The organism is Variovorax sp. WDL1 (assembly GCF_001541225.1).
Taxonomy (GTDB): Bacteria; Pseudomonadota; Gammaproteobacteria; order Burkholderiales; family Burkholderiaceae_C; genus Variovorax.
Genome location: NZ_LMTS01000248.1, coordinates 36,056 through 48,303, shown reverse-complemented (window position 1 = coordinate 48,303; position 12,248 = coordinate 36,056). Strand labels below are relative to the sequence as shown.

At 69.6% G+C, this 12,248-nt stretch carries 13 protein-coding genes; 7 read left to right on the top strand and 6 right to left on the bottom strand.

The window, feature by feature from the left end:
- On the top strand, positions 1-2,522 hold a 2,522-nt coding region (gene aceE / locus APY03_RS31070; RefSeq protein ID WP_232324481.1), incomplete at its 5' end, for a pyruvate dehydrogenase (acetyl-transferring), homodimeric type.
- A 45-nt stretch (positions 2,523-2,567) separates the two neighbouring features.
- On the opposite strand, the gene APY03_RS31065 is transcribed toward aceE, so the two are convergent.
- Positions 2,568-3,266, bottom strand: a complete 699-nt coding sequence (locus APY03_RS31065) for a TetR/AcrR family transcriptional regulator (protein WP_068683203.1) — start codon at positions 3,264-3,266, stop codon at positions 2,568-2,570.
- A gap of 171 nt (positions 3,267-3,437) precedes the next feature.
- On the opposite strand from APY03_RS31065, the gene APY03_RS31060 reads away from it, so the two are divergent.
- Both APY03_RS31060 and APY03_RS31055 read left to right on the top strand, forming a co-directional pair.
- Positions 3,438-4,337 carry a c-type cytochrome gene (locus APY03_RS31060; RefSeq protein ID WP_068683201.1) on the top strand — a complete coding sequence of 300 codons (900 nt, stop codon included), beginning with the start codon at positions 3,438-3,440 and terminating at the stop codon, positions 4,335-4,337.
- 147 nt (positions 4,338-4,484) lie between these two features.
- A complete protein-coding gene (locus APY03_RS31055) occupies positions 4,485-4,673 on the top strand; it encodes a hypothetical protein (RefSeq protein WP_068683199.1) in 189 nt (62 codons plus the stop codon).
- 15 nt (positions 4,674-4,688) lie between these two features.
- Here APY03_RS31055 and APY03_RS31050 read toward each other — a convergent pair whose 3' ends face one another.
- Together APY03_RS31050 and APY03_RS31045 are read right to left on the bottom strand one after the other, a co-directional pair.
- Positions 4,689-4,997 (bottom strand): plasmid stabilization protein, encoded by a 309-nt coding sequence (locus APY03_RS31050; protein ID WP_068683197.1) that lies wholly within the window; start codon positions 4,995-4,997, stop codon positions 4,689-4,691.
- A 133-nt stretch (positions 4,998-5,130) separates the two neighbouring features.
- The gene (locus APY03_RS31045; RefSeq protein WP_068683195.1) at positions 5,131-5,388 is read right to left on the bottom strand and encodes a hypothetical protein; all 258 of its coding nucleotides are present in this window, start codon (positions 5,386-5,388) and stop codon (positions 5,131-5,133) included.
- A 236-nt stretch (positions 5,389-5,624) separates the two neighbouring features.
- Here APY03_RS31045 and APY03_RS31040 point away from each other — a divergent pair, with 236 nt between their 5' ends.
- Entirely contained in the window at positions 5,625-5,828 is a 204-nt protein-coding gene (locus APY03_RS31040) for a hypothetical protein (protein ID WP_068683193.1), read from the top strand.
- On the opposite strand, the gene APY03_RS31035 is transcribed toward APY03_RS31040, so the two are convergent.
- Positions 5,797-8,124 carry a helicase C-terminal domain-containing protein gene (locus APY03_RS31035; RefSeq protein WP_068683191.1) on the bottom strand — a complete coding sequence of 776 codons (2,328 nt, stop codon included), beginning with the start codon at positions 8,122-8,124 and terminating at the stop codon, positions 5,797-5,799. The genes APY03_RS31040 and APY03_RS31035 overlap by 32 nt on opposite strands.
- A gap of 131 nt (positions 8,125-8,255) precedes the next feature.
- On the opposite strand from APY03_RS31035, the gene APY03_RS31030 reads away from it, so the two are divergent.
- Both APY03_RS31030 and APY03_RS31025 read left to right on the top strand, forming a co-directional pair.
- Complete coding sequence (locus APY03_RS31030; RefSeq protein ID WP_068683189.1) at positions 8,256-9,050, top strand: SDR family NAD(P)-dependent oxidoreductase; 795 nt, start codon at positions 8,256-8,258, stop codon at positions 9,048-9,050.
- Between the two features lie 14 nt (positions 9,051-9,064).
- Positions 9,065-9,568, top strand: a complete 504-nt coding sequence (locus tag APY03_RS31025; protein ID WP_068683188.1) for a CinA family protein — start codon at positions 9,065-9,067, stop codon at positions 9,566-9,568.
- Positions 9,569-9,579: 11 nt separating this feature from the next.
- On the opposite strand, the gene APY03_RS31020 is transcribed toward APY03_RS31025, so the two are convergent.
- A complete protein-coding gene (locus tag APY03_RS31020; protein WP_068683183.1) occupies positions 9,580-10,875 on the bottom strand; it encodes an Nramp family divalent metal transporter in 1,296 nt (431 codons plus the stop codon).
- Positions 10,876-11,070: 195 nt separating this feature from the next.
- On the opposite strand from APY03_RS31020, the gene APY03_RS31015 reads away from it, so the two are divergent.
- Entirely contained in the window at positions 11,071-12,069 is a 999-nt protein-coding gene (locus tag APY03_RS31015) for an SDR family oxidoreductase (protein ID WP_068683182.1), read from the top strand.
- On the opposite strand, the gene APY03_RS42835 is transcribed toward APY03_RS31015, so the two are convergent.
- Positions 12,044-12,248: hypothetical protein (locus APY03_RS42835; RefSeq protein ID WP_198161334.1), on the bottom strand; the 205-nt coding region annotated here is incomplete at its 5' end. The genes APY03_RS31015 and APY03_RS42835 overlap by 26 nt on opposite strands.

Here is a 12,248-nt window from a genome sequence, read left to right as displayed (position 1 = left end):
CCCCCCCCCCCCGCCGCATCGGCTGGCAGCCCGAGCTGGCCACGCCTTATGTCAACACCATCGCGGTCGAGCAGCAGCCGGCGTTCCCGGGCGACCTCGCGATCGAGGAACGGCTGGCCTCGCTGATGCGCTGGAACGCGCTCGCGATGGTGGTGCGCGCCAACCAGGCCTATGGCGAGCTGGGCGGCCATATCGCGAGCTATGCCAGCGCGGCCGACCTGTTCGAGACCGGCTTCAACCACTTCTTCCATGCGAGAGCCGAGCCGCCAAGGGCCGACCCACATGAAGTGAGGGAGCGTGGGGGGCAGGATGAGCATCGCGGCGACCTCGTGTTCTTCCAGCCGCACAGCGCGCCGGGCGTCTATGCGCGCGCCTACCTCGAGGGCCGGCTCACCGAGGAGGACCTCCAGCACTACCGCCAGGAACTGAGCGCGCCGGCTTTCGCAGGCGGCAGCGGCGCGCGCGGCCTCAGCAGCTACCCGCACCCTTACCTCATGCCGGACTTCTGGCAGTTCCCCACCGGCTCGATGGGCATCGGGCCCATCAGTTCGATCTACCACGCGCGCTTCATGCGCTATCTCACGCATCGCCATCTCCTGGACTGCGAAGGCCGCAAGGTCTGGGGCGTGTTCGGCGACGGCGAGATGGACGAGCCCGAATCGATGAGCGCTCTCACGCTGGCCGCGCGCGAGAAGCTCGACAACCTCGTGTGGGTGGTCAACTGCAACCTGCAGCGCCTCGACGGCCCGGTGCGCGGCAACGGCCGCATCATCGACGAGCTGGAGAAACTCTTCGCCGGCGCCGGCTGGAACGTGATCAAGCTGGTCTGGGGCAGCGACTGGGACGGCCTGTTCGCGCGCGACACCGGCGGTGCGCTGGTGCGCGCCTTCGCCAATACGGTCGACGGCCAGATGCAGACCTTCGCCGCCAAGGACGGCCGCTACAACCGCGACACCTTCTTCGGCCAGAACGAGCAGCTCGCCCGCCTGGTCGAGGGCCTCACCGACGAGCAGATCGACCGCCTCAAGCGCGGCGGCCACGACCTGGTGAAGATCCACGCCGCCTACGCCGCCGCCGCTGCGCACCGCGGCCAGCCCACCGTGATCCTGGCCCACACCAAGAAGGGCTACGGCATGGGCAGCGCGGGCCAGGGCAAGATGACCACGCATTCGCAGAAGAAGCTGGGCGAGAGCGACCTCATCGAATTCCGCAACCGCTTCAGCTTGCCGCTCACCGACGAGCAGGCCGCGCAGGCTGCCTTCTACAAGCCGGCCGAGGACAGCCCCGAGATGCGCTACCTGAAGGACAGGCGCGCCGCGCTCGGCGGCAGCATGCCGAGGCGCGAGACCGCGTGCGACCCGGTCGCCAAGCCCGACCTCGCGGCCTACGCGCAGTTCGCGGTGGCCGCCGCCGGCAAGGAGATGAGCACCACCATGGCCTTCGTGCGCGTGCTGGGCAACCTGATGAAGGACACGGCGCTCGGGCCGCGCATCGTGCCCATCGTGGCCGACGAGGCGCGCACCTTCGGCATGGCCAACCTCTTCAAGCAGGTCGGCATCTATTCGAGCGTGGGGCAGCGCTATGCGCCGGAGGACATCGGCTCGGTGCTCTCGTACCGCGAGGCGACCGACGGCCAGATCCTCGAGGAGGGCATCAGCGAGGCCGGTGCCATCGCGAGCTGGACGGCCGCCGCCACCAGCTACAGCGTGCACGGGCTGGCGATGCTGCCCTTCTACATCTACTACTCGATGTTCGGCTTCCAGCGCGTGGGCGACCAGATCTGGGCCGCCGCCGACCAGCGCCCGCGCGGCTTCCTGCTGGGCGCCACCTCGGGGCGCACCACGCTGGGCGGCGAGGGCCTGCAGCACCAGGACGGCACCAGCCACCTGATCGCCGCCACCATCCCCAACTGCAAGGCCTACGACCCGGCCTTCGCGGGCGAGATGGCGGTGATCGTCGACGCCGGCATCCGCGAGATGATGGTCGAGCAGAAGGACGTCTTCTACTACGTCACGCTGATGAACGAGAACTACGCCCAGCCCGACCTGCCGCCTGGCGTGCAAGCCGATGTGCTGCGCGGGTGCTATCGCTTCCGCGCCTCCACGGGAGAGGGCCGGAAGGTCACGCTGCTGGGCTCGGGCGCGATCCTGACGGAGGTGCTCAAGGCTGCGCAGCAGCTGGCCGGGGAAGGCATCGATGCCGAGGTGTTCAGCGTCACCAGCTGGAGCGAGCTGGCGCGCGACGGACAGGCCTGCGAGGCGCGCGCGCTGGCGGGCGACGCCGAGCCGGGCCAGCCCTTCATCGCGCAGCAGCTCGCCGGCGGCAGCGGGCCGGTCATCGCCGCTACGGACTACGTGCGTGCCGTGCCCGAAGGCATCCGCGCCTTCGTGCCCGCGGACCGGCGCTATCTCACGCTGGGCACCGACGGCTTCGGGCGCAGCGATACGCGTGCAGCGCTGCGGCGCTTCTTCGGTGTCGACGCGGCGAGCATCGTGCGCGCGGCACGGTATGCGCTCGGGTAGCAGCGCGCTCCTCCAGGCGCCCGCACCCCTGCCTTTCTGCTCGCCCTAGGCGCGCTTCGTCCTTGCCTGCGTCTTCGTACCGGCGACGGGCGCCGCATCGATGGGAGGAAAAGGCGGCAGCGGCCGGTGCGCCACCTCCTTGGCCGCCGCAGCCTCCATTCCCAGCCCCCGCAGCACGCAGGTCGCCACCTCACGCCCATGGTTCGGCGGCGCCAGCCCGAAAGCCACGCTGCGCATGGCCTGCGTGATGGTGCCGTTGATCAGATCCATCGCCGCCGCCTCGCTCGGGATGCGGAAGGCCTTCTGCTTCACCCCCAGGCGCAGGTCGCCGAGTACATAGTCGCGGATCTTCAGCAGCAGCTCGGGCGCGGCGGCCGCCACCTCCAGCGTCATCAGCGCCCATTGCGGACTCTGCTCGGCCAGCCAGATGTAGCGCTGGTTGCCGATCGCCATGCGCTGCGCGCCCTCGGCAATGCCTTGCTGGCTTTCGCCGATGCGGCGGCACAGCGTGTCGGCCAGGAGCAGGGCCACCGCGCGCGCCACCTCTTCCTTGGTCTTGAAGTGGTTGTAGACCGTGCCGGTGGTCATGCCGGCGGCGGCCGCGAGCTCCTGCATGGTCGCGCCTGCGAAGCCGCGCGCCGTGAACACCTGGATCGCCGCCTGCACCAGCTGCACCCGCGTGCGCTCCCGCTTGGCGAGCCCGGGCTGCGGGCGCCATACGCTTTCGGCCAGGACATCTGGCAAAAGTGGTATTGACGGTATCTGGAAATTCAAAGCATCATCCATTTTTAGACACACAAACCATTTTTAACCTGTCCGTCCAGAAAGCGAGTTTGCCATGTTCTCCGGTCTGCGCCTCGGCCATCTGATCGCCCGCAAGGTTTCCGGCGCGCCGCGCCGCGTGAAGGAGCGGGCATGACCACCGCGGCCGGGCGTTGGCTCAAGCGCGGCGCGCTGGTGCTGGTCGTGCTGATCGCGGTCGCTGCCGCCGCGCTCTTTGCAGGCGACCAGCTTGCGCGCCACAAGATGCAGCGCAAGCTCGACATCGCGGTCAAGCCCGTGCCCTACCGCAAGGATGCGGCTGCCGTCGAGCGCGGCCGTTATCTCTTCGCCTCGCGCGGTTGCGTCGACTGCCACGGCGCGCAAGGCAACGGCCGCATGTTCCTCGATGACGGCAAGGGCATGCGCATCGCCGGCCCCAACATCAGCCCCGGCCCCGACAGCGTGGTGGCCAGCTATGCGCCCGAGGACTGGGTGCGAGCCATCCGCCACGGCGTCGCCCGTGGCGGCCGGCCTTTGATGGTCATGCCCAGCGAGGACTACAACCGCTTCACCGACGATGACCTGGCATCGCTGGTGGCCTACATCCGCCAGCTCGCACCCACGAAGGGCGGCGCTGCCGTGGTCGACCTGCCGCTGCCCGTGCGCGTCTTCTACGGCTTCGGCCTCATGCAGGATGCCGCCGCCAAGATCGACCATGCGCTGCCGCCTGCGCAGCCCGTGCCCGACGGCGTGAGCGTGGCGCATGGCGCGTACGTCGCCAACATGTGCCTGGGCTGCCATGGCGCCAAGCTCACCGGCGGCAAGATCCCCGGTGCGCCGCCCGACTGGCCGGCTGCGGCCCGGCTCGTGCCCGGCGAAGACAACACGATGACCCGCTATGCCGATGCCGACGCCTTCGTGCGCATGTTCAAGACCGGCAAGCGGCCCGATGGCACCCCCATCAAGGTCATGCCTTTCGAGTCGCTGGGGCAAATGAACGACACCGACGTTCGCGCGCTCTTTCTGTACCTGAAGGGCTTGCCGCCGGGCTGAGGCGGATTTGCCGCGGCCGCTGGCGCAAAGGCCGGCCTAAGGCCCCGGAAGCATCCGCCAGGATTGCGGCGCACTCATTCATTGCTTGGCGCGGCACGTCTCGTGCCCCTACGATCGCATCCATCGATCCCTAATGGAGCCACCACGATGAGCAACGAACTGCGCAGAAAGCTGCACGAGCTGCAGGAACTCTCGAACAACGCGCCCGACCCGGCGACGCGCGCGATCATCGAAGCGGTGCGGCTGCAGACTGCGGTGCTCAACGAGCGCCTGTTCGCCATCGAGCTCCAGCTGGCGGAGCTGCTCAAGCGTGCCGGGGCGCAGCCCTTGCCCTGAGCGCTGCCCCGTCGATCAATGGGCCGCAGCGTTGCGCTTGCGCGTGGCGGCGGCCTTCTTGGCCGATGCCGAGCGCTGCGCGGCGGTGCGACCGGCGGAAGCGGCGCCGCCCTTGTGGCCACCCTTGCGCGAGGGCGCGTGATTCTCGGCCTTGCCACGGCCAGAGCCGCTCTTCTTGCCGCCGCCGGTCTCCGCGTTCACGGTGGCCCACGCGCGACGTTCGGCTTCCTTCTCGCCAACGCCGCGCTTCTCGTAGCCTTCCTCGATGTGCTCGGCTTGACGCTTCTGCTTGTCCGTATAGGACGATTTGTCACCTCTGGGCATGGGCTCTCCTTGAAGATGCGTTGATCCCCGCATGCTGCGCCGCCGCGCAGGCACGCAGGTAGGAACGCCGATGCACTGCGCGTCAGCGCCCTCCGTCGCACCACGTGCCGCTGCGAAGCGTCGTTGGGATCACTCAGCGCTTGCTGTCGCGCGCCATGCGCTCCGCTTCCTCGAGCTGCGCCGCGTCAGTGCCGATGTCGGGAGTGCCGGGCTGGCCGGTCCCGTCATACAGCCGGCGCCCCATGCGACTGCCGTGCTGCGGGTCGTCCTGGCCCACCGCACGGTTCTGTTCGATGTTGCGGCCCGAGGCCTCGCCGCGATCCCCGAGCCGGGCCTCGTGCTCGCCCAGCGGGCCGGGAGGGCCTGGGCGCGCAGTCTTGGTGTCGGTCATTGACATCTCCTTTCAATCGATCGTGAAGGCAAGCCATGAAGGTCAGCCTGCTCTTCTCAGACTGCAGCCGGCGCAATGCGCCCGGCGCAGGCGGGTGCTCCGCTGCGCCGTAGGCGGATTCGCGCGCCTCCACAGCGGGGTCCCGGGACGATTCTCGGCAGGGCCTTGGCGCGGCTTCCTACAGCACCGTGCAGGCGAGGGCCCTAGCTTGGATTCCCCGACCACGAGGAGGCCTCATGGGCACGACATCGACCGAACCCTTCCCCTTCCCGACCTCGGAGAAGCACGACGCGCCACCCGAGCAGCACAAGCCGATCGCCGAAGAGCCGAGCGAAGAAGCGCTCGACAACGGCGTGGAGGAATCCTTCCCGGCCAGCGACCCGGTTTCAGTCACGGTCGACAAGGTCATCACGCCGAAGAAGGACGACGCGAAGCAATGAACAGCGGCTGCACCCGCCACCAGGCGGGCAGCAGCGCGCGGATGTCTTGCCGCGCGAAGCGGTCGTCCAGCAGGTAGAGCACGCCCGAGTCCTGCTCGGTGCGGATGACTCGACCGGCCGCCTGCACCACCTTCTGCAGCCCCGGGTAGACATAGGTGTAGGCGTAGCCCTCGCCGAAGAGCGCCTGCATGCGTTCGCGCATGCGCTCGTTGGCCGGGTTGTGCTGCGGCAGGCCGAGGCTGGCGACGAAGGCGCCGACCAAGCGGTCGCCCGGCAGGTCGATGCCCTCGCCGAAGGCCCCGCCCAGCACCGCGAAACCAACCCCCTGCCCACCGGGCGCGAAACGCGCCAGGAACGCCTCGCGCTCGGCCTCGCGCATGCCGCGGGCCTGCGCCCAGGCCGGCACCTCGGGGTGGCTTGCGGCCAGCGCCTCGAAGGCGCTGGAAAGATAGTCGAAGCTGCTGAAGAACGCGAGGTAGTTGCCGGGCTGCTGCGCGTACTGCGCGGCGATGAGGCCCACCAGGCGTTGCAGCGAACCCCCGCGGTCCCGAAAGCGCGTCGAGACATCCATCGCGATGCGCACCGTCAGCTGCTCGCTGCGAAAGGGCGAGCCCACGTCCAGCGTGGCTGTGTCGTCGGGCAGGCCGAGCATGTCGCGGTAGAAGGAGAAGGGCGCCAGCGTCCCTGAAAAGCAGGCGCTGCTGAGGCTGCTGGCGAAGCGGCCGCGCAGGAAGGGCGCGGGCACCAGGTTGCGGATCGCCAGCGCCTCGCCACCGCCGTCGTCTTCCAGCGTGGACTCGAAGACCGAGTGCTCGCCGAAGGAGTCGGCCAGGCGGGCAAACTGCACCAGGTCGAAGAAGCACTGCTGCAGCACGCCCTGCGCCTCCTGCGGCTGCGCGGCGAAGTGGTCGCCCATTGCGGCGACCGTCTCCTGCAGCGCACGTGCCAGGGCGGGCGGGACGGTGTCCGAGGCGCGGTAGGTCTCCACTTGCGTCTGCTGCTGCCGCCGCCACTCGCGCTGCAGCTTGCCCAGCGCCTTCTTGACGAGCGGAGGCGACTGGCGCCGCACCGCCGCCAGGGCCGGCGCATGGAGGCGCGCGCTGTACATGCCGCGCGCCCGGTCCAGCAGGTTGTGCGCCTCGTCCACCAGCAGCGCCGCGCGCCAGCCTTCTTCCTGGCCCAGCGCCCAGAGGAAGGCGCTGCCGTCGAAGTAGTAGTTGTAGTCGCCGACGATGGCATCGCACCAGCGCGCCAGTTCCTGCGCGAGGAAGTAGGGGCAGACCGCATGCGCCAGCGCGATGCGCCGCAGCTCGGCGCGATCCAGCCAGGCCTCGCCCACGGCCTCGGTGCGCGCCGCCGGCAGGCGGTCGTAGAAGCCGCGCGCCAGCGGGCAGGAGTCGCCGTGGCAGCTCTTGTCCGGGTGCTCGCAGACCTTCTCGCGCGCCGCCAGCTCCAGCACGCGCAGCGGGCGGCCCGCGCCGCCGCCCAGCAGCCGCAGCCCCTCCAGCGCGATCGCACGGCCCGAGGTCTTGGCCGTGAGGAAGATGAACCTGTCGATGCGCTGCCGGGCTGCCGCCTTGAGCAGCGGGAAGAGGGTGGCAACGGTCTTTCCGATGCCGGTGGGCGCCTGCGCCAGCAGGCAGCGCTCGGCGACGGCGGCGCGGTAGACCGCCTGCGCCAGTTCTCGCTGGCCGGGCCGGAAGCCTGCGTGCGGGAAGGCCAGTGCCTCCATGGCGGCATCGCGCGCGGCGCGGTGCACGGCTTCCTGCTCGGCCCAGGCCAGGTAGCGGCCGCACAGCGCCTCGAAGTGCACGCGCAGGGCCTCGCGCGTCATGGTCTCGGCAAGCGAGTGCTCTTCGTCGGAGCCCAGCTCCAGGTAGACCAGCGCCACCTCGAGGCCTTCCAGGCCGCGCGCCTCGCACAGCATCCATGCGTAGCAGCGTGCCTGGGCCCAGTGCAGCGCGCGGTGGTTCGCGCGGATGGCCTCGAAGTCGCCGCGGAAGGTCTTGATTTCCTCCAGCCGGCGGCCTTGCGGGTCGTAGCCATCGGCCCGGCCGCGCACCTGCAGGCGGCCGAAGCGCGCCGCGAGGCCCAGCTCGCTTTCGTATGCCGCGCCGCGCCGCCCCTGCACCAGGCGATGGCCCGCCATGCCTTCCTGGGCGCTGGGCACCGGCACGAAGCGCAGGTCCAGGTCACCGGCCCGCGCCGCGAAGGCGCACAGGGCCTTGACCGAAACCGCGAGCTCGGGGCCGGGAACCGGACCTGCGGCCGGCGAGGAGGAGGAATCGGTCGTCATGCGGCAATCTGGATGAATATACAGTCGCCCGCGCGCCAAGCCTGTCCTACAGCAGTGCTCGTGCAGCGCGGACACGCCGCGCGGCCGCCGGTTCCTAGCGTAGTGGACCCCCCCTCGAACAGGAGACACCCGTGGAAGCATCCGACCTTCGCCCGCTCGCCATCGTGACGGGCGCCTCCTCCGGCATCGGGCTCGAACTGGCAAAGCTGGCAGCGCGCAACGGCCATGACCTCGTGATCGGCGCCGACGAGCCGATGGTGCAGGCCGAGGCCGCGCTCCAGGCCCTTGGCGCCGACGTCACCCCCGTGCAGGCGGACCTGGCGACCCGGCAGGGCGTCGACGATTTGCTGGCCGCTGCCGGGGGGCGCCCGATCGAGGCGCTCTTCGCCAATGCCGGCCACGGCCTGGGCGGCGCCTTCCTGGAGCAGGACTTCGATGCCGTCCAGCATGTGATCCACACCAACATCACCGGAACCATCTACCTGCTGCAGCAGGCGGCGCGCGCGATGGTGCAGACCGGGCGCGGCCGCATCCTGGTCACCGGCTCGATCGCGGGCTTCCAGCCCGGCAGCTTCCAGGCCGTCTACAACGGCACCAAGGCTTTCATCGACTCCTTTTCCCTCGCGCTGCGCAACGAGCTCAAGGACACAGGTGTCACGGTCAGCTGCCTGATGCCCGGCGTGACGGACACGCATTTCTTCGCGCGGGCGAACATGCTGGACACGAAGGTGGGCCAGCAGGACGACAAGGCCGATCCGGCCGAGGTCGCGGAGATCGGCTACGAAGCCATGATGAAGGGCGAGGCCGACGTCATTGCGGGTTGGAAGAACAAGTTCCAGGTGGCGCTGTCGCGCATCACGCCTTCCGAGCGGGTAGCCGAACAGCACCGCAAGCTGGCCGAGCCCGGCACGGCGAAGCAGTCCTGAGGGCGCATTCCCCAATGGACAACACGGACGGCAACGGCGCAGGCAAGGCCGCAGCGCACTACCTGCAGGCGCACGGGCTGGTACTGGTGACGGCCGAATCCTGCACCGCGGGACTGATCGCCTCGCGCCTGGCCTCGGCGCCGGGCGCGGGTCAGGTGCTGGAGTCGGCCTTCGTGGTCTACGACCCGAAAGCCAAGCATCGCTACCTGGGCGTGAAGAAGGCGACGCTGGAGCGCTTCAACCTCACCAGCGAGCCGGTGGCGGTGGAGATGGCGCGCGGGGCCCTCTCGCACAGCGATGCCAACCTGGCGATCGCGAACACCGGCGTGGCCGACGACACCGACGCCGCCATCCCGGCCGGCACGCAGTGCTTCGCCTGGGCGTTCCGCGACGGCAGCCGCACGCAGATCTTCACCGAGACCAAGCGCTTTCCCGGCGAACGCAACGAGATCCGCGAAGCCGCGGCGGACTACGCGCTGCAGCGCATCGCCCACTACCACCGGCGCTTCAAGGCCTGACGCCGCGGCGCTCAGCCGACCGAGACGACGAGCAGCGCCAGCGAGGCCGCCGCCATCGCGGCGGTTGCCAGCCAGCCCAGCACCTTCCACTTGAGCGGCAGCACCATCTGCCCCATCACCTTGGGGCTGCTGGCCGCGATCATCACGGCCACCATCACGGGCACCGCGATCACGCCGTTGATCACCGCCGACCAGTACAGCGCCGAGATCGGGTTGATGCCCGAGAGCCCGATGGCCAGGCCGAGGACCATGGCTGCAGCGAGGATGCCGTAGAAGCTGCGGCCCTCGGCCAGCGACAGATCCAGCCCCCTGCGCACACGGAAGTAGCAGGCCACCGCGTCCGCCGCCGAGCCCGCGAGCACCGGCAGCGCCAGCAGGCCGGTGCCGACGATGCCGAGCGCAAACAGCAGGAAGGCTGCCTCGCCCGCGATCGGGCGCAAAGCCTCGGCGGCCTGCTCGGTGGTCTCGATGTCGGTGATGCCGTTGGCGTGCAGCGTGGCCGCGGTGGCGACGATCATGAAGAAGGCCACCAGGTTGGAGAAGCCCATGCCCACCGCGGTGTCGATGCGCAGCCTTCGCAGCTCGCGTCGCGCCTGCTCGGGCGCCAGGCGCAGGGGCTGGTCGCGCGGCACGCGCTTGATCTCCTCGACCTCCTGCGTCGCCTGCCAGAAGAAGAGATAGGGACTGATGGTGGTGCCCAGGATCGCCACCACGGTGGTCACATACGCCTTGTTCCATTCGAAGGAAGGCAGGAAGGTGCCCTTCAGCGCGGCGGGCCAGTCCACGTCCACCGCGAAGACCACCGCCACGTAGGCGAAGAGCGAGAGCGTGAGCCACTTGAGCACGCGCACATAGCGACGGTAGGGCAGGAAGACCTGCAGCAGCAGCGATACCAGCCCGAAGCCCACCACATACCAGGCGGCGCGGCCCGGCAGCACCAGCGCGGCGGCGGCTCCCATCGCATTGAGGTCGGCGCCGAGGTTGATGACATTGGCAGTCAGCAGCAGCAGCACCAGCGCGGCCACCAGCCAGCGCGGGCAGAAGTGCGCGAAGTTGGCGGTCAGGCTCCTTCCGGTGACGCGGCCGATGCGCGCACTCGCAAGCTGGATGCCCACCATCAACGGATAGGTGAAGAGCAGCGTCCAGCCGGCGCTGTAGCCCAGCTGCGCGCCGGCTTGCGAATAGGTGGCGATGCCGCTCGGATCGTCATCGGCGGCGCCTGTAATGAGGCCCGGCCCCAGCCGCGTCCACCACCGTTGCCGGTTTACACGGGCGATGGGAGCGGCGCTGAGGGGAGGGGTGCTCATGGTGTCGGGCGCAACTGCTGAGTTCAACCGATGGCGCAAGGTCGCCGGTCGCCCTGTGGGCCCGGATAGGCAACGGCCGCATCCCGCTGTGGGACGTCATCGAGTCTGCGCGGGCGATGCGGCATCGGACGACATGGCGCCCCTTGGGGGCTGGCTACGGTGATCCCATTCCCTTCATCCAGCAGGAGCCTTTCCATGCCTTCCCCCCAGGACACCTCGTCGGACACCAGCGTAACCGCCGAGCAGCAGCGCAAGGTGCAGCGCGAACAGGACGCCAAGGACCGCAAGTCCGGCGAAGCCAAGCCCAGCAAGAAGGCGGTGCAGGCCGGCCACCGCCCCGAGCCCGAGAACCCGATGCCCGCCCAGCACCTCGAGAAGCCCGGCATCGAGGCCGAGATGGACCTGCAGCCGCGCTTCCAGGCCTCCGGCTATCTCGGCAGCGGCAAGCTCGACGGCATGGTGGCGCTGATAACCGGCGGCGACTCCGGAATCGGACGCGCGGTGGCGTTGCTCTATGCGCGCGAAGGCGCCGACGTGGCCATCGTCTACCTCGAGGACGAGCAGGTCGACGCCGAGGAAACAAGGCGGTGCATTCATGAAGAGGGCCGCCACTGCGTGCTGATCCCCGGCGACGTGCGCGATCCGGAGTTCTGCCGGCGCGCCGTGAAGGAAACGCTGGAGGCCTTCGGCAAGCTCGACATCCTGGTCAACAACGCCGCCTTCCAGCTGCACGCCGTCAACATCGAGGACATCACCGACGAGCGGCTGGACCTCACCTTCAAGACCAACATCTACGGCTACTTCCAGATGGCACGCGCCGCCGTGCCGCACCTGCCGCGCGGCGGCTCGATCATCAACACCGGGTCCGTCACCGGGCTGGAGGGCAGCGCGCACCTGCTGGACTATTCGACCACCAAGGGCGCGATCCACGCCTTCACCAAGTCGCTGGCCAGCAACCTGCTCGACAAGGGCATCCGCGTGAACGCGGTGGCGCCGGGCCCTGTCTGGACGCCGCTCAACCCCGCCGACCGCTCGGCCGACGAGGTGAAGAACTTCGGCAAGCAGACCGACATGAAGCGGCCGGCCCAGCCGGAAGAGCTGTCGCCGGCCTACGTGTTCCTCGCGGCGCCCGCCTGCTCGAGCTACATCACGGGCATCGTGCTGCCGGTCACCGGGAGCGTCGGGGCGGTGTAGCGGGACGGCGGCGTCCGGCCTTGCGCTGGCGCTTCGTCCAGTGCTCGGCCAGCACGTTGCCCAGGGTGAGCACGCCCAGCACCAGCACCTGTCGCAGCAGCGTGGCACTCGCCCGGTCCACGCGGCGGTCGATCTCCTCCTGTGTGCGGGTCGTGCGGCCGATGGCCGAGTAGTCCGGC